Below are 21,820 nucleotides of genomic sequence, written 5' to 3'. Positions count from 1 at the left end.
TCCGCCCCCTGCACCCCTGCTCAGGGGCTGCGCCCCCGAACCCCCCTTTCGCGCCTGAACGGCGCTCGTCCTCAAACGCCGGACGGGCTGAGGTGGCCTGGTGCTGCCCAGCACCGAGCAGTTAAGGGGCGCGGGGAACTACGCAAGGCAGCCCGAAACACACGTGCGGGCCGGCACCGGTCCTGCCAGGGGCGCGGGGAACTGCGCGAGAAGCGACCACGGCCCGCAGGCGGGCGCGGAGTTGGGGCGCAGGGAACTGCGCAAGCGAAGGGCCGCTGGGACAGCGTCCCGGGGCTGGGGCGAAGCCCTGGGGGTCAGCCGTTGCAACCCCCGTCACGGGCGGGCGGGTGGGCGAAGGGGTCGGGGTCTGGGGCAGAGCCCCAGGGTTCGGGCCAGCCGGCCCGGCCCGGGGGGAAGGAGGATCCCGGCGGGTCCGGGGCAACCCGAACCCGTCATGCCGACCCGGCCCGGGGAGGAGGAAGAGGACCCCCGGCGGGTCCGGGGCAACCCGAGCCCGTCGTGCCGGCCCGACCCGGGGGGCAAGGGGCCCCGGGCAACCCCAACTCAGCACCCCGCCAGGGCCAACCCCCTCCGCCAAGGGAACCCCACCCCTTAGCCCCGACCCCCCCGAACCTGACTCCGCACAGCCCCCATGCTCGCCCCGATCACCAACCCGATCGCCAGCGCCTGCGGCCACGACAAGGACTGGTTCAGGATCAGGAACCCCGCCGTCGCCGCGATCGCCGGTTCCAGGCTCATCAGGATCGCGAACGTGGACGCGGGCAGGCGGCGCAGGGCGAGCAGTTCCAGGGTGTACGGCAGTACCGAGGACAGCACCGCCACGGCCGCGCCCAGCGCCATCGTGCTCGGGACCAGCAGCTTGCCTCCCGCCTGTGCGATGCCGATCGGCAGGAACAGGACCGCCGCCACCGCCATCGCCAGGGCCAGCCCGTCGGCCTGCGGGAACCTCCGTCCCGTACGGGCGCTGAACAGGATGTACACCGCCCAGCACGCACCCGCCCCCAGCGCGTACGCCACACCCACCGGGTCCAGGTCGCTGAAACCGCCCCCGCCGAGCAGAACCACTCCCGCCAGCGCCAGCGCCGCCCACACGACGTTCATCAGGCGCCTCGACGCGAACACCGACAGCGCCAGCGGGCCGAGCACCTCCAGGGTGACCGCCACACCCAGCGGGATGCGGTCGACGGCCTGGTAGAACAACCCGTTCATGCCCGCCATCGCCGCGCCGAACGCGACCACCGTTCCCCAGTCCGCCCGTGCGTGTCCCCGCAGCTTCGGCCGGCAGATCAGCATCAGGACGAGTGCCGCCGCGACGAGGCGCAGCGTCACCACTCCCGCCGCGCCCGCCCTCGGCATCAGCGTCACGGCCACGGCGGCGCCGAACTGCACGGATATGCCGCCCGCCACCACCAGCGCCACCGGCCCGAGCGCAGCGCCACGGCCGCCCCTGCCCGCACCTCGCGACCCGGAACCCCGCAGCGCACCGGCCGCCTCCGGCACGGCGACGGCGGACGCCGGCTCCGCCGTACTCGCGCCCTTGACCGGATGCACCGGCGCCACCTCCATCAATCTCTGTTTCGCTCTGTTTCGCTCTGTTTCGTCCGTGCCGGAGAGCAGACGTCTCCCCGCCCCGACCCGCTCGGCTCGGCTCGGATCCCGTCCGGGTCGGCCGCAGGTGAGCGAGGTTGAGGTTCAATACACTGAACTCTTCCGCTCAGTATGTTGCACTGTTCTCGCGAACCGCAACCCTGTTTCCCGGCGGCTCCCGAGCACCTCCCGGGCACACCCGGGCAGCCTCCCCCGCGCCGCCAAGCCCAGCGGAATCTCTCCCTCCGTCCAATGTAAGCGCCCGCCTGTAACAGACGCCCCCGGCCCTGGCCCCTAACCCTGCCCCGCACCCCCTCCACTCCCGCCCCCTCCCGGCAGCCCCTCGGCGAGGACCTCCGCCAGGTGCCGGGCGCGGTGGCCGGTCAGCTGGGCCAGCTGCGTACGGCAGGAGTAGCCGTCGGCCAGGATCTCCGTCCCGGGAGCCGCGGCCCGTACCGCGGGGAGCAGCTGGTCCTCGGCGCAGGCCAGGGACACCTCCCAGTGGCCGCGCTCGAAGCCGAAGTTCCCGGCGAGACCGCAGCACCCTCCGCTCAGCCCGCCCGTCAGGCCGGCCTTCTCGCGCAGGCGGCGCTCGGCCGCGTCCCCCAGGACCGCGTGCTGATGGCAGTGGGTCTGGCCGGCCACCGGGCGGTCGAGGCGCGGCGGAGTCCAGTGCGGCGCGCACTCCTCAAGGGCCTCCGCGAAGGTGCGGACCGCCGCTGCCAGGCGGGCGGCCCGGGGGTCGTCGGGGAGCAGTTCCGGCAGGTCCGTGCGCAGGGCCGCCGCGCAGCTCGGTTCGAGGACGACCACGGGGCGCGGCCCTCCCGGCCCCGCCCCGGCCAGGGACGGCTCCATCACGTCCAGGGTGTGGCGCAGCACCACCTTCGCGCGATCCAGCTGTCCCGTGGACACATACGTCAGCCCGCAGCACACCCGCCCCGCGGGCAGGGACACCCCGACCCCGGCCCCCGCCAACACCCCCAACGCCGCGTGCCCCACCTGCGGGGACAGATGGTTGGTGAAGGTGTCCGGCCACAGGACCACCCCGGCCGCACTCGCAGCCCCCTCCACCCCCGCGCTCACACCGACGCCCTCGCCCACATCCGGGCCCGAGCCCCCGACCGCACCCGCCCGCGCGCCCACCCCCTTCAAAAAGGTGCGCGGCGCCAGGACCGGGAGGGTGCGCTCCGGGGTGATGCCCGCGAGCCGTTTCACCAGGGCCGCCAGCGGACGGACGCGGGCCGCCGCGTTCAGCGGACGGGCCAGCGGCGCCGCGAGCCGCAGCCACTCGGGAAGCCGGCCGAGCGCGTAGTGCGCGGCGGGGCGCCGCCGCCCCGCGTAGTGGTGGTGCAGGAACTCCGCCTTGTACGTGGCCATGTCCACGCCCACCGGACAGTCGCTGCGGCAGCCCTTGCAGGACAGGCACAGATCGAGCGCGTCCCGCACCTCGCGCGAACGCCACCCGTCGGTGACCACCTCGCCCGCCAGCATCTCGTGCAGCAGCCGCGCCCTGCCCCGGGTCGAATGCTCCTCCTCCCCCGTCGCCCGGAAGGACGGACACATCACCGCGTCAGCCGAACCGGCTTGTTGCGTACGGCACTTGGCGACGCCCACGCAACGGCGTACCGCCGCCGAGAAGTCGCCCCCGTCGGACGGATAGCCGAACGCCACGTCCACCGGACGCTTCGGCAGCACATCGAAACGCAGGTTCTCGTCCAGCCGGGCGGGCCTGGCGAGAATGCCGGGGTTGAGCAGGCCACTCGGGTCCCACAGGTTCTTGAACTCGGCGAAGACCCGCACCAGTTCGGTGCCGTACATCTTCGGGAGCAGCTCCGCACGGGCCTGTCCGTCGCCGTGCTCACCGCTGAGCGAGCCGCCGTGTGCGACGACGAGCTCGGCCAGGTCCTCGGAGAACGCGCGAAAGCGCCCGGTCCCGGCCGGCGTCAGCAGGTCGAAGTCGATCCGTACGTGGATGCAACCGTCCCCGAAGTGCCCGTACGGGGTGCCGCGCAGCCCGTACGAGGCGAGCAGTCCTCTGAACTCCCGCAGGTACGGGCCCAGTTGAGCGGGCGGCACCGCGCAGTCCTCCCAGCCGGGCCACGCCTCGCTGCCGTCGGGCATCCGGGTCGCGGTGCCGGCCGCGTCCTCGCGGATCCGCCACAGCGCACGCATCCCGGCCGGATCGTCCACCACGGCGAAGTCCAGCGGTTCGCCCGCGCGCGCCAACTCCCGTGCGTGCGAACGGGCTTCGGCGGCTGTGGCCCCGCCCGTCTCGACGAACAGCCACGCCCCGCCGCGCGGCAGACCCACCTCGCCCCGGGTCCGTACGAGATCGGCGGCCATGCCCTCGACGGTCAGCGGGCCGTACGGCAACAGGCCGGGGGCCGCCTCGGCCGCCTGGCTCTCGTCGGCGTACCCGAGCACGGCGAGAGCCCGGGCCGCGGGCGCCTCCACCAGGCGTACGGTCGCCTCGGTGACCACGCCCAGCGTGCCCTCGCTGCCACAGAACGCCCGCACCGCGTCCGCGCCGCGCTCGGGCAGCAACGCGTCGATCGCGTAGCCGGAGATGCGGCGCGGGAGGTCCTGCGGGTAACCGGTGCGCAGGACTGACAGATGACGGTTGATGAAATCGCCCAGTCCGGCGGGGCCCGCCGCATACGCCTCACCGCGCCCCGCCGGCCCACCGCGCCCCGCCGGCCCGTGCCCCGCCGATCCCCCGCGCCCCGCCGGCCCTCCCTCTCCCGGCCCCGCCGCCCCACGCCCCACCAGCCAGTACCGCTCGCCCCCCGCCCCCACCACCGTCAGATCGAGGACGTTGTCCGCCGTCGTCCCCCACGCCACCGAATGCGCCCCGCACGCGTTGTTGCCGATCATCCCGCCGAGCGTGCAGCGGCTGTGGGTCGAGGGGTCGGGTCCGAAGGTCAGGCCGTGCGGCGCGGCCGCGTCCCGCAGGACGTCCAGGACGAGACCGGGCTGCACCACGGCGGTCCCGGCCGCCGCGTCCACCGAGACGAGGGAGCGCAGATGGCGGGTGAGGTCGAGCACGATGCCGGTGCCGGTCGCCTGGCCCGCGATGGAGGTGCCGCCACCGCGCGGGACCACCGGCACCCCGTACGTCCGGCACACCGCGAGGACCGCCGCCACGTCGTCGGCGTCGCGCGGGGCGACCACGCCGAGCGGCACCCGGCGGTAGTTGGAGGCGTCCATCGTCGTCAGGGCGCGGGCGGTGACGCCGAGGTCGACCGTGCCGCGCACCTCGCGGGCCAGCGCCCGCGCCAGCTCGCCCGCCAACTCCCGTTCCGCGCCGCCCCGGACTGTGTCACCGGTCCCGCTCCGGACTCTGTCACCGGTCCCGCTCCGGACTCCGTCACCGGCCCCGCCCCGGGCCCCGTCGCCGCCCAAGCCCCGCACCTGCTCAGCATCTGCCATGGGGCCCAGGATGCCCCGCCCCCGGCACGTCTCACGGGCGGCGCGGCCTGCTCCGCCGGGTGTCCTGAAACCGACAGGATGACCAGAATGCCTAGGGTCAACGGTCCCAATGTGCGGGAATGTTCACCAAGAACTATCCAATTCGATCACCAACTCTCCTATAGTTGCCCCTCGTTCCTTGTGTGTCAGGAACGCCCCCTTCCCTTTCGCCCGCCATGAGCGCTCCGAGGCATTGATCGATGACGGCGTCGCCCTCCCCCATTCGCCCCTCCGCGCTGGCCCTGTTGATCACCGCGGTGGTCACCGGCGCGTTCTGCACGGTGGCGGTGGTCTCGGCCGAGCCGGGCACCCGCGCCGTACTCGGCTGGAGCCTCGGCATCGCGGCGGCCCTGCTGAGCGCAGGCGCGTACGCCGTGACGCACAGCGTGCTGCGCAACCGCGTCCTGCGTGAACGGCTCACCGCGCTCACCGCGCAGATCGGCGCCCAGGAGGCCAACGCCGCCCGGCGCAGCGCCGACGCGGTGCGCATGGACGCCGCCCACGCGGCCGAACGCAAGGCCCTGATCGCCGCGCACGCCGCCGAGCTGCGCCGCGCCGAGTCGGCCCGGGCCGCGGCGCTCGCGGCCACCGCCAACGCGGCCGGCCGCATGCAGGCGCTGGCCACCGGCATGCTCGCCGACCTGCGCGAGATGGAGCACCGGCACGCCGACGAGGACGTCCTCGGTGACCTCCTGCACCTCGACCACCGCACCGCACAGGCGGGCCGCCTCGCGGACTCCATCGCCGTACTGACCGGAGCCCGTTCCGGCCGGCGCTGGGCCCGGCCGATCGTCATGGAGTCCATCCTGCGCGGGGCGATGGGCCGCATCGGCGGCTACCAGCGGGTGCGCCTGCACTCCACCAGCGACGCGGCCGTGGCCGGGCACGCGGCCGAGGGCGTCATGCACGCACTCGCCGAACTCCTCGACAACGCCGCCAACTTCTCGCCGCCGACCGCAGAGGTCCACGTGTACGTGGAGGAGGTGCCGGCCGGGATCATCATCACCGTCGAGGACAGCGGTCTGGTGATGAGCGACGTCCAGCTGCGCCGGGCCGAACAGGCCGTCTCCGGGCGGTCGTCGGACCTCGCCGGGCTCTCCGGCACCCGGCTCGGCCTCGCCGTCGTCGGGCGCCTCGCCCGCAAGCACGGCCTGACCGTGTCGTTCCGGCCCTCCGCGCGCGGCGGCACCGGCGCCCTGATGCTGCTCCCGCACGAACTCATCACCCACGTCACCCCGGCCGCCCCCGCGGCGCCCGTCGCGGACGCACCCGATGAGCTGCCCATCGACCTGGCGTCCAGTCAGAGTGCTTCTCCCGTAGAGGCGTCGGCTTCCGTGACGGGGTCGGCATCCGTACGGGAACCGGCGCCGGAGCGCGGTGTTCCGGCCGCGCCGTCCGCGGGCGCCGAGCCGGAGACGACCCACGAGAGCGCCGCCGAGCCCGCCCCCGGCACGTCGACCGCGGAAGGCGCCCGCGGCACGTCCGGTGCCCATGCCGGCACCGCCCGCACCACCAGTACCGGCACAACCCGCTCCACCGGCGGGGCCGCGGGCGAGACCCGCAGCGAGACCAGCGGCGAGTTCCCGCAGTTCGGCGAGAGCGGCCTGCCCAAGCGCAAGCGCGGCCGGGCGCTGGCCGCCGCCCACCCCGAGGGGCCCGACGCCCCGGCGGCGCCCGTACGCGCCACGACCGCCGCGTCCGACGCGGCCGCCCGCTTCAGCAGCTTCCGCCAGGCCGTACGCGCGAACTCCCCCACCCCGGAAGGCAACTCCGAATGACCGGCACCACCACCGACGAGAAGCTCAACTGGCTCCTGGAGAACCTGCTCCAGCGCACGCCGGGGGCCCGCCACGCGCTCGTCCTGTCCCGCGACGGCCTCAAGCTGTGCCGTACGCCGGAGCTCTCCGTCGACCAGGCCGACCAGCTGGCCGCCATCGCCGCGGGCATCCAGAGCCTGTCGCACGGGGCGTCCATGGAGTTCGGCGACGGCAGCGGCGGGGTGCGCTCCGCGATGGCCGAGTTCTACGGCGGCATCCTGTTCATCGTCGAGGCCGGCGAGGGCGCCCACCTCGCGGTGGTCGCCGCCGAGGACGCGGACGCGGGCCTGGTCGGGCACAACATGTCCGAGCTGGTGGAGCAGCTCGGCGAGTACCTCAGCGCCGAGCCGCGGGCATGAGCAGGCCGGGCCGGGACGACTCGCCGGACCGGCTCTACACCCTCACCGGCGGTCGCAGCCGTTCGGGCTCGGACGCCTTCGACCTGGTCACCCTGGTGGTCACCGAGTCGGAGCCGGTGCCCGGGATGCAGTCCGAGCACGCCGCCATCCTGCGGATGTGCCGCTTCCCGACCGCGGTCGTGGAGATCGCCGCCGAGCTGGCCCTGCCCGTCACGGTGGTCCGCATCCTGCTCGCCGACCTGCACGACACCGGGCGCATCAGCGCCCGCCACCCGCGCTCCGCCCACCGCCTTCCCGATTCCGACATCCTGGAGCAGGTGCTCGTTGGCCTCCGAAATCTCTGAACGGCCCGCCCTCGCGGGGACCGCGGACAACGGCCTGAAAATCGTCGTCGTCGGTGGTTTCGGCGTCGGAAAGACGACCATGGTGCGCTCGGTCAGCGAGATACGTCCGCTGAACACCGAGGAGACCATGACCAAGGCGGGCGAGGCCGTGGACGACCTCGACGGGGTGCGGACCAAGACGGCCACCACCGTCGCCTTCGACTTCGGCCGCATCACGCTGGACGCGCGCAACGTCCTGTACCTGTTCGGGGCGCCCGGCCAGGAGCGGTTCTGGTTCCTGTGGGACCGGCTGTTCGCGGGCACGCTCGGCGCGGTCGTCCTGGTCGACACCCGGCGGCTCGCGGACTCCTGGTACGCCATCGACCGCCTGGAGCACCACGGCACGCCGTTCGTCGTGGCCTGCAACGACTTCGGCGGCCCCGCGCACACCGAGGCCCAGGTGCGCGAGGCGCTCGACCTGCCGGCCGAGGTGCCGCTGCTGCGCTGCGACGCGCGGACCCGCGAGTCCAGCAAGACCGTCCTGATCACCCTCGTCGAACATCTCGCACGCCTGCGACAAGCACCGGAGCTCATACCGTGACGTGCCCGATCCCCGCCCCCGTCCCGCTGAGCGGCCCCCGGTTCCAGACCGAGCCGAACGAGCTGTACCGCGACATGCGGCGCGACCACGGTGCCGTGGCGCCCGTGGTCCTGGACGGCGACGTGCCGGCCTGGCTGGTGCTCGGCTACCGCGAGCTGCACCAGGTCACCAGCGATCCGGTGCTGTTCTCGCGCGACTCCGACCTGTGGAACCAGTGGGACCGCATCCCGGCCGACTGGCCGCTGCTCCCGATGATCGGCCGCAAGCAGCCGTCGATCCTCTACACCGTGGGCGAGCGCCACCGCGAGCGGGCCGCGATGGTCTCGGACGCCCTGGAGGCGGTCGACCCCTTCGAACTGCGCGGCCACGCCGAGCGGTTCGCGGACGAACTGATCGACGCGCTGTGCGGGACGGGCAGCTGCGACATCGTCGGCCAGTACGCGATGCTCCTGCCGGTCCGGGTGCTGGCCCGGCTCTACGGGTTCGCCGACGAGCAGGGTCCGGGCCTGGTCACCGCGATGAACGACATGATCAACGGCCGGGAGGGCGCCCTGGAGGGCCAGCGCCACCTCGCGGAGTCGATGTACGCGCTGCTCACCGCCAAGCAGGTCGAGCCGGGCGAGGACGTGGCGTCGCGGATGCTCGCCAACCCGTACGGCTTCACCGTCGAGGAGGTCGGCCAGGACCTGATGGTGATGATGGCGGCCGGCCACCAGCCCACCGCGGACTGGATCGGCAACTCGCTGCGCCTGATGCTGACCGACGACCGTTTCGCGGCCTCGCTCGCGGGCGGCCGGCACAGCGTCGGCGAGGCGATGAACGAGGTGCTGTGGGAGGACACCCCCACGCAGAACGTGGCGGGCCGGTGGGCCGCCCGCGACACCCGGCTCGGCGGCCGGCACGTGCGGGCCGGCGATCTGCTGCTGCTGGGTCTGGCCGCGGCCAACGGCGATCCGCAGGTACGCACCGACGCGGGCGCGCTCACCGGCGGCAACAGCGCGTTCTTCTCCTTCGGGCACGGCGAGCACCGCTGCCCCTTCCCGGCGCAGGAGGTCGCCGAGGTCATCGCGCGCACCGGCATCGAGGTGCTCCTCGACCGGCTGCCGGACGTCGATCTCGCCGCGTCCGCCGGGCAGTTGACCCGCCGGCCCTCGCCGTGGCTGCGCGGACTGTCCGAACTTCCCGTGACGTTCACTCCCACTCCCGCCCTTGGAGCAGCCAGATGAGCAGTCCGACGACGTGCCCCGTGGACCACAGCGGCGCGATCACCCTCGACCCGTTCGTCAGCGACCTGAACGCCGAGAGCGCGGCGCTGCGCGCGGCCGGCCCCCTGGTACGGGTCGTGCTGCCGGGCGGCGTGGTCTGCTACTCGGTGACGCACCACGCGGAGGCCAAGGCGCTGCTGACCGACGCGCGCCTGGTCAAGGACATCAACAGCTGGGGTGCCTGGCAGCGCGGCGAGATCGCGCCGGACTGGCCGCTGATCGGGCTCGCCAACCCGGGGCGTTCGATGCTGACGGTCGACGGCGAGGAGCACCGCCGGCTGCGTTCCCTGGTCGCGCAGGCGCTGACCGTGCGCCGGGTCGAGCGGCTGCGGGCGGGCATCGAGGCGCTCACGACGTCGATGCTGGACCGTCTCGCGGCGCTGCCCGCGGGGGACGTGGTGGACCTGAAGGCGGAGTTCGCCTACCCGCTGCCGATGAACGTGATCAGTGAACTGATGGGCGTGGACGCGGCCGACCACCCGCGCATGAAGGCCCTCTTCGAGAAGTTCTTCTCCACCCAGACGCCTCCGGAGGAGGTGCCGGGGATGATGGCGGACCTGGCGGAGCTGTTCGGGCGGATCGTCGAGTCCAAGCGGCGGGAGCCGGGCGACGACCTGACGAGCGCGCTGCTCGCGGCGTCCGAGGACGGCGACCACCTGACGGCCGAGGAGATCACCAACACCCTCCAGCTGATGGTCGCGGCCGGCCACGAGACCACGATCAGCCTCATCGTGAACGCGGTGGTGGCCCTGGAGACGCATCCCGAGCAGCGCAAGCTGGTGCTCGACGGGGTGGTGCCGTGGACGAACGTCATCGAGGAGACGCTGCGCTGGTCCACGCCGACCTCGCACGTCCTGTTCCGCTTCGCGACGCAGGACGTGGCGGTGGGCGACCGGGTGCTGCCCGCCGGGGAGGCGCTCATCGTCTCCTTCGGAGCGCTGGGCCGTGACGAGGGGCAGCACGGGCCCACGGCGGGCGACTTCGACGTCACCCGCACCCCCAACCGCCACATCTCCTTCGGCCACGGGCCGCACGTGTGCCCCGGGGCGGCCCTCTCCCGCCTGGAGGCCGGGGTGGCCCTGCCGGCCCTGTACGCCCGCTTCCCCTCCCTGCGTCTTGCGGTCCCGCCGGAGACCCTGCGCAACAAGCCGATAGTCACCCAGAACGACCTGGAGTCCCTCCCCGTCCACCTGTCCTGAGAACCCCATCTGCGCTGAGCTGAGCTGCTCGGCTCGGCTCAGCTGGGCTGGGCTCAGCTGCGCTGGGCTGGGCTGGGCTGGGGGTGGCCGGGGTTTGCGCAGTTCCCCGCGCCCCTGGCGGGGCTGGTGCTGGGCAGCGCGTGCAGCCCAGCCTGGCTCGCGCAGTTCCCCGCGCCCCTAACCCCTCGGTCGAGTGCGGGCCGTGGTCGCTTCTCGCGCAGTTCCCCGCGCCCCTGGCAGGACCGGTGCTGGGCAGCACGTGTAGCCCAGCCTGGCTCGCGCAGTTCCCCGCGCCCCTAACCCCTCGGTCGAGTGCGGGCCGTGGTCGCTTCTCGCGCAGTTCCCCGCGCCCCTGGCGGGGCTGGTGCTGGCCCGCGTCGGGCATTTCAGCCCGTCCGGCGTTTGAGGACGAGCGCCGTTCAGGCGCGATGGGGGTGCAGGGGGCGCAGCCCCCGCCGGGGTCCGAGGGGCGGAGCCCCTCAGGGGGTCTGGGGCGCAGCCCCAGGCGCCGAACCTTTTCAGCCCCTTGCACGGGCGGGTGGGTGGGCAAGCCCGCCGGGGTCTGGGGCGGAGCCCCAGGGAGCCGGGGCCCGCGCGGGCGGGTGGGCAAGCGCCCCCGGGGTTCGGGGCGGAGCCCCGAGGGGGGCTGTGGGGGGCGTCTCATCGGGCGGACCCGCGGGACCGGGGCGCCCAGAACCGGCTACCCTCGCCCCCGTGGCTGACATCCAGATCCCCGCTGACATGAAGCCCGCCGACGGCCGTTTCGGCGCGGGCCCCTCCAAGGTGCGTACGGAGGCGCTGGACGCCCTGGCCGCCACCGGCACCTCCCTCCTCGGCACCTCCCACCGCCAGGCCCCGGTCAAGAACCTGGTCGGCGAGGTGCGCCAGGGCGTATCCGACCTCTTCTCCCTCCCCGAGGGCTACGAGGTGATCCTGGGCAACGGCGGCTCCACCGCGTTCTGGGACGTCGCGACGCACGGCCTGATCGAGAACAAGTCCCAGCACCTGAACTTCGGCGAGTTCTCGTCGAAGTTCGCGAAGGCCGCGAAGCTCGCCCCGTGGCTGGCCGAGCCGACGGTCATCAGCAGCGACCCGGGCACCCACCCGGACCCGAAGGCCGAGTCGGGCGTGGACGTCTACGCGCTGACGCACAACGAGACCTCCACGGGTGTCGCCGCCCCCGTCAAGCGGGTGGCGGGCGCCGACGAGGGCGCGCTGGTCCTGGTGGACGCGACGTCCGGCGCCGGCGGCCTGCCCGTCGACATCACCGAGAGCGACGTCTACTACTTCGCCCCGCAGAAGTCGTTCGCCTCGGACGGCGGCCTGTGGATCGCCGCGTTCTCGCCCGCCGCCCTGGAGCGCGCCCAGCGCGTCCACGCGAGCGGCCGGCACGTGCCGGAGTTCTTCTCGCTGCCGACCGCGATCGACAACTCGCTGAAGAACCAGACGTACAACACCCCCGCCCTCTCCACCCTGTTCCTGCTCAACGAGCAGCTGAAGTGGATCAACGGCCAGGGCGGTCTGGCCTGGTCGACGGCGCGTACGGCGGCCTCGTCGCAGGCCCTGTACGGCTGGGCCGAGGAGTCCAAGCACGCCTCCCCCTTCGTCGCCGACGCGGCCAAGCGCTCGCAGGTCATCGGCACGATCGACTTCGCGGACGACATCGACGCCGCCGCGATCGCCAAGGTGCTGCGCGCCAACGGCATCGTCGACACCGAGCCGTACCGCAAGCTCGGCCGCAACCAGCTGCGCGTGGCGATGTTCCCGGCGATCGACCCGGCGGACGTCCAGGCCCTGACGGCCTGCATCGACTTCGTCATCGAGCAGCTCTGAGCACCGAACGGCGTCCACGCGTCGAGCAACTCTGAGCACCGAACGGCGTCCGCGCGTCGAGCAGCTCTGAGCACCGATCCGAGCACTGACGCGCACCCCGCGCGCGAGGGCCCGGCACCGCCATGGTGCCGGGCCCTCGCGCGTGCGCCACGTGGGGGGCGGGCGTGCGGCCTAGGCCGATAACTGCCCTATTCCACAAGGGAGTTGCTCCCTACCATCCATAGCGATCCGGCGCTCGCGCACCACGGCCGGACCGATCCGAAGGTTTGACATGTCCATGTCTCAACTACAGGCCTCGGCACAAGTCTCGACCACCCCGCCCCGCAGGCACCGCCCTCCGGCGGCGGACCGGAGACACGGACATGCGGCTGGACTCCCCACATCCACGCAAGGCCACCGACAACCGATCGGAGCATCATGCCCGGTGCACTTCTCGCAGGCGGCGCGACCGCGGCGCTGTTCGCCTCCGCGCTCTTCACCCAGGCGGCCCCGGCCGCACCCTCGTCCATCGTCGCGCCCCCCGACAAGATCGTGATCGAGGTCGCCACCGTCAACGGCTCCGGCTGTCCGCTCGGCACCGCCGCGGTCGCCGTCTCGCCGGACAACACCGCCTTCACCGTCACCTACAGCCAGTACATGGCGCAGGTGGGGGCCGGCTCCAAGCCGACCGACTTCCGCAAGAACTGCCAGCTCAACCTGATCGTGCACGTGCCGTCGGGCTTCACCTACGCGGTGGCGAGCGCCGACTACCGCGGCTACGCCCACCTGGAGAGGGGGGCGAGCGCCACCCAGAAGGCCTCGTACTACTTCCAGGGCTCGCAGGACACCGCGAGCAGAACCCACCCCTACGCGGGGCCCTACGACGACGACTGGCAGGCGACCGACTCCACCGACTGGGGCCAGCTGGTGTGGGCCCCCTGCGGCGTCCAGCGCAACTTCAACATCAACACCGAGCTGCGGGTGAACGCGGGCACCTCCGACCCGCACACCAACAGCTTCATGGCGATGGACTCCACCGACGGTGACATCCAGACCATCTACCACCTGGCGTGGAAGGAGTGCCCGCAGCGGCGCTGAGCCCGGCCCGCCGGTCCCGCACCGCGCCGCACGGTGCGGGCCCGTGCCCCGCGCTCAGTCGGCGCGACGCCGCAGCACCCGGCGCGCGCCCACCCCGAGCGCGGTCGCGCCCGCCAGGACGATCGCACCGAGCGTGAAGTCGCCCCCGCTCGCCACACCCCCCGTACGGGTGGAACCGCCGCCCGCCGAGGGCGACTTGGCGCCGTCCCCGGTGAGCGGCACGCGCGCCACCGGGCTGTCCGCGCCCTCCGAACCGACCATCAGGGCCGAGCCGTCCGGGGTGTAGGTCACCGATTCCGACTGGCCCTGCACGGGCGTGCCCGCCACCGCGTCCCAGTCGCCGAGCGGATCGCCGTCGCCACCCTTCCAGGCGTACTGGGCGAGCGAGAAGTAGCCCCGCAGCGCGAGCTTCGTCCCGTCGGGCGAGAACGCGCCGTCGGTCACCCACGGCACCTCGCCCACCCGCCGGAACACATTGGTGCCGGACGCCGACAGCCGGGCCGGGCCCTCGTACAGGCCGCCGCCGTTCTCCCGCTTGGAGGCGATGTAGACCCGGCCCGTCCTGGGATGCACCATGAGCGCCTCGGCGTTGCGCGGTCCGTCGGCGTACTGGACGGTGTACTGCGTCGCCCGGACCGTCTGGTCCTTCAGCTCGGCCGGCTCGTGGAAGCGGTAGATCCACACGTTCTTCCAGGTGCCGTCGCGGTTGTCGCCGATGTCGCCCACGTACAGGTCGCCGTCGGGGCCGAGCGAGATCGCCTCCACGTCGCGGGGCCGCCCGACGCCCTCCATTGTGACGCGGGCGACGGTGCGCCCGGTCCTGGAGTCGACGGCGTAGACGTAGGGGCCGTCGCTGCTGTCGTTGTGCGTCCAGTAGATCCCGGGGTGGGCGCGGCTGGCGGCGAGGCCGCTGGACTCGGTGATCCGGGGGTCCTCGATGGTGAACCCTCCGTCGTCGTCGGCGGCGGCCGGGCCCGCCGCCCACAGCAGGACGAGCCCGGCCGCCCCGCACATCCTCATCAGCGCACGCATGCCACCAGTGTCCACGGCCGGGCCCGCACCCCGGAGGTGTCCACCGTCACGTCGCCGCCCGCGTACCGATCGGTAATGATGACCCCCATGCGTTTTCTCTTCGTCGGCGACTCCATGACCATCGGATGCCCCGGCGACTTCACCTGGCGCTACCGCATGTGGCGCCACCTCGAAGCGTCGTTCGACGGCCCGTACGAGATCGTCGGCCCGCGCACCGCCCTGTACGACCCGGCGGCCGGCGCGCCCGTCTCGCACGACTACGGCGCCCCCGACTTCCCGGCCGCCGCCCGCCGCCACCTCGCGGGCTGGGGCGAGGGCTGGCTGCACATGGCGCCGCTCATCGGCCCCGCGGTCGCCGAGAGCCGGGCCGACGTGCTGCTGGTCTCGCTCGGTCTGATAGACCTCGGCTTCTACACCGACGCCGTCCAGACCGCGGCCAACGTACGGGCGTTCATCGCGGCCGCCCGCGAGGCCAACCCGTACGTCCGGGTGGTGGCGCTGCCCGTCATCCCCAACATCCGCGCCGAGCAGGACGCGCCGTTCGCCGCCGAGGTGGAGCGCTTCAACGTGCTGCTCGCAAAGGCCGTCGCCGACCTCGACACGGCCGCGTCCCCGCTGCTGCTCGCCACCGTCCCCGAGGCGTACGACATCCACACCGACACCTACGACGGTACGCATCCGGGCCCCGGCGGCGAGCACCTCCTGGCCGCCGCGTTCGCCGACGCGCTGCACGGCGCCTGGGAACTGGGCGCCCGCTACGCGGTGTAGGGGGCCCAGTTCCGGACGGCGAACCGGCCCGCCTCGCGCCGGACTTCGAAGGCGCCGGGACCGCCGAAGTGGGCGGGCACGACGAGTTCGCGCTCATCTGCGGCCCGGCCCAGGACCCGCCGGCGGGTGGCCGCGGCCCCCGCCGCGTCCTCGCAGAAGCAGCTGTTGTGGGCGGGCTCGGCGATCTGCACCGGGCTGTGCAGCAAGTCCCCCACGAACACGGCCCGTTCGCCGCCGGAGTCCAGGCGCAGCACCGAGGAACCCGGTGTGTGACCGGGCGCGGCCTCCAGGACGAGGTGTTCGTCGATGCGGTACTCCCCCTCCCACAGCACCGCCTGCCCGGCGCGCACCACCGGCGCCACGCTGTCCTCGAACAGGGCCACGTCGTCCGGGCGCAGCGCCCGCCCGTTGCCCGGGTCGAAGTGCGCGTGGTCGGCGGCGGGCATGAGGTAGGTGGCGTTGGGGAACGCGGGCCGCCAGGCGCCGGGGCCCTCGGCCACCGTGTTCCAGCCGACGTGGTCGGCGTGCAGATGGGTGTTGACGACGACGTCCACGTCCTCGGGCCGCACCCCCGCCGCCGCCAACTGCCCCAGGAAATCGGTGTTCCGGTGGTGGAAGGCGGGCATGCTCGGCCGCTCGCGGCCGTTGCCGACGTTGGTGTCCACGAGCACGGTCCGTCCTGCGCTGCGCAGTACCCAGGTCTGCAGCGCGCCGATCCACTCGTCGCTCCCGCGGTCCCAGAAGTGCGGCGCGAGCAGTTCCTCGTTCGCCTCCCACGTCTCGATGCCGGCCCCGGGCACGATACGGCGGGCGGAGCCGAACGAGCCCTCCCACTCCACGACCCGGATGATCTCGACCTCGCCCAGGATGATGCTGCGCACGTTCCCGCCGCCTTCCGCTCCGCTCGCTGTCCGTCGCCTCGACCCTAGGCAGGGCGGGGTGAGCCGCTCAATGCTCTTCCGGCTCAAGGGAATACGCATGCGTCTCACCGGCTCGACGGCGGGGCGCTAGGCTCGCCGCGTGGACCTCCTGACCGCTCGGACCCGGTGACCGCATGGACCTGGTGAGTGACGCCATCGCCGCGGTGCGGGTGGGCCGCCCCTCCTCCACCCGGCTGCGCGTCGCCGGCCGCTGGTGCGCCCGGCTCGACCCCTACGAGGGCGCGGGCTTCCACGTCGTCCTGGCCGGCGACTGCTGGATGCGGACCGAGGACGGCGCGGCCGTGACCCTGAACACCGGCGACGCGGTGCTGCTGCCGCACGGCAGCGGCCACGTCATCGGCGACCGCCCCGCCGGCCCGGCCGCCCTCGCCCGGGCCGTCCCCTTCGCCGACTGGTCCCGCACCGCCGGCGACCCCAACTCGCCTTCCGCACCGGGCGATACGGAGCTGCTGTGCGGCAAGTACCGGCTCGACCGCCGGCACACCCACCCCCTGCTCGCCGACCTGCCCGACGTCGTGCACGTCCCGGCCCGATCAGGCCACCACGACGAACTGCGGTCCGCCATCGCCCTGTTGGGCCGCGAGGTGGGCCGCGCGCACCCAGGCGCCGCGATCGCCCTGCCGAGCCTGCTCGACCTGCTGCTCGTCTACCTCGTACGGGCCTGGATGGCGGACAGCACCACCGCCCGCTGGCCGGCCGCACTGCACGACCCGGTCGTGGCCGCCGCCCTGCACGCCCTGCACGACGATCCGGCCAGGGGCTGGAGCAACGAGCACCTGGCCGCCCACGTGGGCGTCTCCCGGGCCACCCTGGCCCGCCGCTTCACCGCCCTCGTCGGCCGCGCCCCCATGGCCTACCTCACCTGGTGGCGCCTGAGCCGGGCCGCCGCCCTGCTGCGCACCACCCCGGACGCGCTCGACACCATCGCCGCCCGCGTCGGCTACAGCACCCCCTACGCCCTGTCGCACGCCTTCAGCCGGCAGTACGGCACGACGCCGGGGCGCTACCGGGCCGCCCTCACGGCGTGATGACGAGCTTGCCGCGGGTGTGGCCGCCCTCGCTCAGCTCCAGTGCCTTGACGGCCCCGGCGAGCGGGAACGTCTCGGCGTGGCGGATGCGCAGCCGGCCTTCGGCGAGCAGCCGGGCCTGCGCCTCGTAGATCGGCTCGGGAACGGCCGTGGCCTCACCGCTGAAGGGGACGCCGAACTCGGCCGCGTTCGTGTCGGCGATGGTCACGATGCGCGAGGCGGTGCCGCCGCGCAGCTCGATCGAGTCGGGCAGCGCGCCCTTCCCGGCCGCGTCGTACACCGCGTCGATGCCCTGCGGCGCGACCTCGCGCACCCGCTCGACCAGGTTCTCCCCGTACGCCAGCGGTATCGCGCCCAGCTCGCGCAGGAAGGCGTGGTTGTCCGGGGACGCGGTGCCGATGACCGTGGCGCCCCGGGCCACTGCGAGCTGCACGCCCACCGAGCCGACGACACCCGCCGCGCCGTGGATCAACAGCGTTTCCCCCGCGGCCAGTTCGAGCTGGGTCAGCACCCGCTCCGAGGTCTCGCCCGCCACCGGCAGCGCCACGACCTGCTCCCAGCTCAGGGCGGCCGGCTTGGGGACGACATGGGTGGCCAGGGCGTACTCGGCGTAGGCGCCGGTGTCGGCGTGGCCGAACACCTCGTCGCCGACGGCGAAGCGCGTCACGCCCTCGCCCAGCGCGTCCACGACGCCCGCCACCTCAAGTCCCGGGACGGCGGGGAAGGTCACCGGGAACGCGTGCCGCATCCAGCCGTTGCGGATCCGGTAGTCCACCGGGTTCACACCCGCCGCGGCCACCTTCACCCGCACCTGGCCGGGGCCCGGCTCGGGCTTGTCCACCTCGCCGAGAGACAGGACGTCGAGCCCGCCGAACCGGTCGTACACGATCGCTTCCATCACAGCACTCCTCGTATCGCTCCGACGCCGTGGGCGGCGTCCTGGGTCAAGATTCCGCCCCGGCAGGCCCCAACCCGGCCCGCCTTACGGCCGGTTCGACCTGGCCACAAGGCGGGGCGCGGACGGCCGCGGTGACCGTACGCTGGAGCGATGGAGCCCCGCCTGAGCCGCACCACACCCCGCGCCCCCGCCGCCCCGGCGTACGCCGCCCGCGCGCTCGCACACGCCGCCGACCTGGTCACCGGGCCGATGGACGCGATCCTGCCGACCCTCTCCGAGGCCCTCGCCCCGCTCGTCGCGCACAGCGTCGCCGCCGACCTGTCCGGACACTGCGCGCACTCGCCGTTCAAGATCCACCACGTGCACGGCGAGCAGGGGCCCCGGATCACCGTCGCCGACCTCCAGGACATCGCCCCGCTCGTCACCCCCGGCCGCCCCTGGCAGGGCAGCGCCGTCCTCGCCGGTGCGGAGCGGGCCCTGGTCGCGGTCGCGAGCGAGGCGGCTCCGGTGGCCGCGCAGCCCCCGCTGCTCGTCCTCGTGCGCACCACACCGGGCGCCCTCCTCGACGACGCCGACGCCGAGACCGTCCAGCGGCTGTGGGACCTCGCGACCGGGCACCGCGCCCGCATGGCCGTCGAGGCGGTGCCCGGCCCGCTCGCCCAGTCGCGTTCCACCGCCGCCGAGCGGGCCCGGGTCATCGCCGAGCTCGGCGAGGCCCACGAGGCCGCGCTCACCGCCCTGCTCGGGGTGCTGCGCAGCAGGAACCTGGACGACCGCGCCGCCCGCTCGCGCGCCGAAGACCTCGCGGTGTCGTCGCTCGTCGCCCTGCGCGCCGAGGCCGACCGCAACCAGGAACTCACCGAGGAGCGGGCCGGCGACGCCTTCACCCGGCTCGCCGACTCCCTGCGCCCGATGCTCCGCCACAGCGAGGTGCGCCTGGAATTCTCGCCCCCGGAGGCGGAGACCGCCGAGGTGTCGGTGGCCGCGGACGTCGCCCACCTCGCCCGCGCCGCCGTCCGCGCCCTGGTGCTCGCGATGGCCGGCCAGCGGGACGTGCGGCGCATCCACGTGCGCTGGCGGCTCGCCGAGTGCCGGCTCGTGGCGGCCGTACGGGACGACGGGCCCGGCGAGCTGCCGCGCGCCGCGCTGGACACGCACCGGGTGGCCCAGCGGCTGGCCGCGCTCGGCGGCACCCTCGCCGTGGACGCCCTGCCCGGCTGGGGCACCACCGTCACCGCGACGCTGCCGCTCGGCACCGCCCCGACTCCGCGCGCCGACCCGCTGGCCGAACTGCACCCGCGCGAGGCGGAGGTGCTCGGCCACCTCGCCCGGGGCCACCGCAACCGGACCATCGCCGAGCAGCTGCACATCAGCGAGTCGACGGTGAAGTTCCACGTCGCCAACATCCTGGCCAAGCTGGGCGTGAGCTCGCGGGGCGAGGCGGCGGCCATGCTGCACGCGGTGGCGTAGGCCCCCCGGGGGGCGGGCCGGCTGCGGGCGGATGGGGGGCGGGCCGCCGGCGGGGAGCCGGGCGCTGACGGGCGCGGGGCACCGCAGGTCATGGCAGCGGGCGGGCCACCGCCAACCCGGGGTGGGCCGGCTCCGGGCTGATGCCGGAGGGCGGGCCGCCGGCGGGGAGCCGGGCGCTGACGGGCGCGGGGTACCGCAGGTCATGGCAGCAAGCGGGCCACCGCCACCCGGCCGCCACCGCAACCGCGGGCCGGCTCATGCGGCCGCGCCGGGCGCGGTCGCGGCGTGGCGGGCCGTTGTCAGTGGCGGGTGCCAGACTCGATCGCGTGAACGAACGGTGGGCCGTCGAGGCGACCGAGGGCGGCGGCGCACGGCTCGCGCCCCTCGGGGAGGACGGGCTGCCCGCGGGCCCGGTGCGTCAGGAGGCCGACCTGGTCGCGGCCGTCCGCGCCCGGCCCGGAGCCGTCCGCTGGGTGTGGCGGTCCACCGCCGGGATCTACCCCCGGCTGCTCGCCGCGGGCGCCCGCGTCGAGCGCTGCTACGACGTGGAGGAGGCCGAGCTGCTGCTCCTCGGCCACGAGGGCCGCGGGGGCGAACCCCGGTCGGCCGCCGCCGCCTGGGCCCGGCTGCACGACAGACCCGTACCGGCCGACCCACCGCCCCGCGCCGCCGAACCGCGCGCCCAGTCCTCCCTCTTCGAGCCCGAGGCCCCCGCAGGCCCGTCGCTCGAAGCGCTGCTGGAGGTGTACGCCGACCAGCAGCGCCGACACGACCGCACCGAACACCCCGGCCGGATGCGGCTGCTCACCGCGTCCCAGTCGGCGGGGATGCTGGTGGCCGCCGAGATGAACCGCGCGGGCCTGCCCTGGCGCGCGGACGTGCACCGGCAGGTGCTGGCCGGCCTGCTCGGCGAGCGTTACGCCGCGGGGTCGCCGCGCACCGGCGGCGGGGGCGAGCCGCGCCGCCTGGCCGAGCTGGCCGACCACGTGTCGGCCGCGTTCGGCCGGCGAGTCAGACCGGACCTGCCGGCCGATGTGGTCAAGGCGTTCGGCGAGGCCGGCATCCGCCTGAAGTCGACGCGCCGCTGGGAGCTCGCCGAGCTCGACCACCCGGCGGTCGAGCCGCTCATCGAGTACAAGAAGCTGTACCGGATCTGGACCGCGCACGGCTGGAGCTGGCTCCAGGACTGGGTGCGCGACGGCCGCTTCCGCCCCGAGTACACCCCGGGCGGCACGGTGAGCGGCCGCTGGACGACCAACGGCGGCGGCGCCCTGCAGATCCCCAAGGTGATACGGCAGGCCGTCGTCGCCGACGAGGGCTGGCGCCTGGTGGTGGCCGACGCCGACCAGATGGAGCCGAGGGTGCTCGCCGCCATCTCCCGGGACCCGGGCCTGATGGAGGTCGCGGGCCACGACGGCGACCTGTACACCGCGCTGTCCGACCGCGCCTTCTCCGGCGACCGCGACCACGCCAAGATCGCCCTGCTCGGCGCGATCTACGGCCAGACCTCGGGCGACGGCCTGAAGAACCTGGCCGCCCTGCGCAGACGCTTCCCGCTCGCGGTCGCCTACGTGGACGACGCGGCGAAGGCCGGCGAGGAGGGCCGGCTGGTGCGCACCTGGCTCGGCCGGACCAGCCCGCCCGCCGTCGGCGCGGGCGAGGCCGACGAGGCGGGCATCCCGCAGGAGCCCGACCCCCAACTCCCGGGCGCCACCGCCGAGTACACCCCCGGCTACGCCTCCAGCGACGCCCGGGCCCGCGGCCGGTTCACCCGGAACTTCGTGGTCCAGGGCAGCGCCGCCGACTGGGCGCTGCTGATGCTCGCCGCGCTGCGCCAGGCGATCGCCACCGCCGGGCTCCGGGCCCAGCTGGTCTTCTTCCAGCACGACGAGGTGATCGTGCACTGCCCGGCCGAGGAGGCCGCCACCGTGGCGGAGGCGATCCGCGAGGCCGGCGAACTGGCCGGCCGGATCGCCTTCGGGACCACTCCGGTGCGCTTCCCCTTCACCACGGCGGTGGTGGAGCGCTACTCGGACGCGAAGTGACCCGGCGCCGCCCCCTCCGTTTCCCCAACCCCCTTGCTCTACAAGCCACTTGAGGGGGGCACACACCGGCTGCCAAGCCCCCCGGGGC

17 protein-coding genes are annotated in these 21,820 nt (G+C 74.1%); 12 read left to right on the top strand and 5 right to left on the bottom strand.

The features are described from left to right. Positions 1 to 612: 612 nt before the first annotated feature. Complete coding sequence (locus ACGF3I_RS20120) at positions 613 to 1,587, bottom strand: DMT family transporter (RefSeq protein WP_393133846.1); 975 nt, start codon at positions 1,585 to 1,587, stop codon at positions 613 to 615. A 315-nt stretch (positions 1,588 to 1,902) separates the two neighbouring features. Further along, positions 1,903 to 4,899: an FAD-binding and (Fe-S)-binding domain-containing protein gene (locus ACGF3I_RS20115; protein WP_393133844.1), complete on the bottom strand. Its 2,997-nt coding sequence runs from the start codon at positions 4,897 to 4,899 to the stop codon at positions 1,903 to 1,905. A gap of 377 nt (positions 4,900 to 5,276) precedes the next feature. On the opposite strand from ACGF3I_RS20115, the gene ACGF3I_RS20110 reads away from it, so the two are divergent. The 8 genes from ACGF3I_RS20110 to ACGF3I_RS20075 all read left to right on the top strand — a co-directional run bounded on the left by ACGF3I_RS20110 (position 5,277) and on the right by ACGF3I_RS20075 (position 13,550). Continuing rightward, a complete protein-coding gene (locus ACGF3I_RS20110; RefSeq protein WP_393133842.1) occupies positions 5,277 to 6,854 on the top strand; it encodes an ATP-binding protein in 1,578 nt (525 codons plus the stop codon). Then, on the top strand, positions 6,851 to 7,252 hold the full coding sequence (locus tag ACGF3I_RS20105; RefSeq protein WP_100573913.1) for a roadblock/LC7 domain-containing protein: 402 nt from the start codon (positions 6,851 to 6,853) through the stop codon (positions 7,250 to 7,252). Before ACGF3I_RS20110 ends, ACGF3I_RS20105 begins: the two co-directional genes overlap by 4 nt. Continuing rightward, positions 7,249 to 7,596: a DUF742 domain-containing protein gene (locus ACGF3I_RS20100; RefSeq protein WP_393133840.1), complete on the top strand. Its 348-nt coding sequence runs from the start codon at positions 7,249 to 7,251 to the stop codon at positions 7,594 to 7,596. Before ACGF3I_RS20105 ends, ACGF3I_RS20100 begins: the two co-directional genes overlap by 4 nt. Further along, positions 7,577 to 8,176: an ATP/GTP-binding protein gene (locus ACGF3I_RS20095; protein ID WP_393133838.1), complete on the top strand. Its 600-nt coding sequence runs from the start codon at positions 7,577 to 7,579 to the stop codon at positions 8,174 to 8,176. The genes ACGF3I_RS20100 and ACGF3I_RS20095 overlap by 20 nt, the downstream gene beginning before the upstream one ends. Next, entirely contained in the window at positions 8,173 to 9,402 is a 1,230-nt protein-coding gene (locus ACGF3I_RS20090) for a cytochrome P450 (RefSeq protein ID WP_393133837.1), read from the top strand. The genes ACGF3I_RS20095 and ACGF3I_RS20090 overlap by 4 nt, the downstream gene beginning before the upstream one ends. Continuing rightward, complete coding sequence (locus ACGF3I_RS20085; RefSeq protein ID WP_393133835.1) at positions 9,399 to 10,640, top strand: cytochrome P450; 1,242 nt, start codon at positions 9,399 to 9,401, stop codon at positions 10,638 to 10,640. Before ACGF3I_RS20090 ends, ACGF3I_RS20085 begins: the two co-directional genes overlap by 4 nt. Before the next feature lie 714 nt (positions 10,641 to 11,354). Continuing rightward, a complete protein-coding gene (gene serC / locus ACGF3I_RS20080; protein ID WP_393133833.1) occupies positions 11,355 to 12,473 on the top strand; it encodes a phosphoserine transaminase in 1,119 nt (372 codons plus the stop codon). 417 nt (positions 12,474 to 12,890) lie between these two features. Beyond that, positions 12,891 to 13,550 (top strand): DUF4360 domain-containing protein, encoded by a 660-nt coding sequence (locus ACGF3I_RS20075; RefSeq protein ID WP_393133831.1) that lies wholly within the window; start codon positions 12,891 to 12,893, stop codon positions 13,548 to 13,550. A gap of 54 nt (positions 13,551 to 13,604) precedes the next feature. Here the strand turns inward: ACGF3I_RS20075 and ACGF3I_RS20070 are convergent, their stop codons facing one another. Beyond that, entirely contained in the window at positions 13,605 to 14,582 is a 978-nt protein-coding gene (locus ACGF3I_RS20070) for a WD40 repeat domain-containing protein (protein ID WP_393133829.1), read from the bottom strand. 87 nt (positions 14,583 to 14,669) lie between these two features. Here ACGF3I_RS20070 and ACGF3I_RS20065 point away from each other — a divergent pair, with 87 nt between their 5' ends. Further along, positions 14,670 to 15,350 (top strand): GDSL-type esterase/lipase family protein, encoded by a 681-nt coding sequence (locus ACGF3I_RS20065; protein WP_393133827.1) that lies wholly within the window; start codon positions 14,670 to 14,672, stop codon positions 15,348 to 15,350. Here the strand turns inward: ACGF3I_RS20065 and ACGF3I_RS20060 are convergent. Then, complete coding sequence (locus ACGF3I_RS20060) at positions 15,338 to 16,231, bottom strand: MBL fold metallo-hydrolase (RefSeq protein WP_393133825.1); 894 nt, start codon at positions 16,229 to 16,231, stop codon at positions 15,338 to 15,340. The two genes, ACGF3I_RS20065 and ACGF3I_RS20060, sit on opposite strands and share 13 nt — an antisense overlap. A gap of 173 nt (positions 16,232 to 16,404) precedes the next feature. On the opposite strand from ACGF3I_RS20060, the gene ACGF3I_RS20055 reads away from it, so the two are divergent. After that, positions 16,405 to 17,319, top strand: coding sequence for an AraC family transcriptional regulator (locus ACGF3I_RS20055; RefSeq protein ID WP_393133823.1), 915 nt, complete (start codon positions 16,405 to 16,407; stop codon positions 17,317 to 17,319). On the opposite strand, the gene ACGF3I_RS20050 is transcribed toward ACGF3I_RS20055, so the two are convergent. After that, positions 17,309 to 18,217, bottom strand: coding sequence for an NADP-dependent oxidoreductase (locus ACGF3I_RS20050; protein ID WP_393133821.1), 909 nt, complete (start codon positions 18,215 to 18,217; stop codon positions 17,309 to 17,311). The two genes, ACGF3I_RS20055 and ACGF3I_RS20050, sit on opposite strands and share 11 nt — an antisense overlap. Before the next feature lie 150 nt (positions 18,218 to 18,367). Between ACGF3I_RS20050 and ACGF3I_RS20045 the strand changes: the two genes are divergently transcribed. Continuing rightward, positions 18,368 to 19,687 (top strand): LuxR C-terminal-related transcriptional regulator, encoded by a 1,320-nt coding sequence (locus ACGF3I_RS20045; protein ID WP_393133819.1) that lies wholly within the window; start codon positions 18,368 to 18,370, stop codon positions 19,685 to 19,687. 326 nt (positions 19,688 to 20,013) lie between these two features. After that, a complete protein-coding gene (locus ACGF3I_RS20040) occupies positions 20,014 to 21,732 on the top strand; it encodes a bifunctional 3'-5' exonuclease/DNA polymerase (protein WP_393133817.1) in 1,719 nt (572 codons plus the stop codon). Positions 21,733 to 21,820 lie beyond the last annotated feature (88 nt).

The organism is Streptomyces sp. NPDC048111, from assembly GCF_043202815.1.
Lineage (GTDB): Bacteria > Actinomycetota > Actinomycetes > Streptomycetales > Streptomycetaceae > Streptomyces.
Note: the sequence above shows the minus strand (reverse complement) of the source record. Positions and strands in the feature narration are given on the sequence as shown.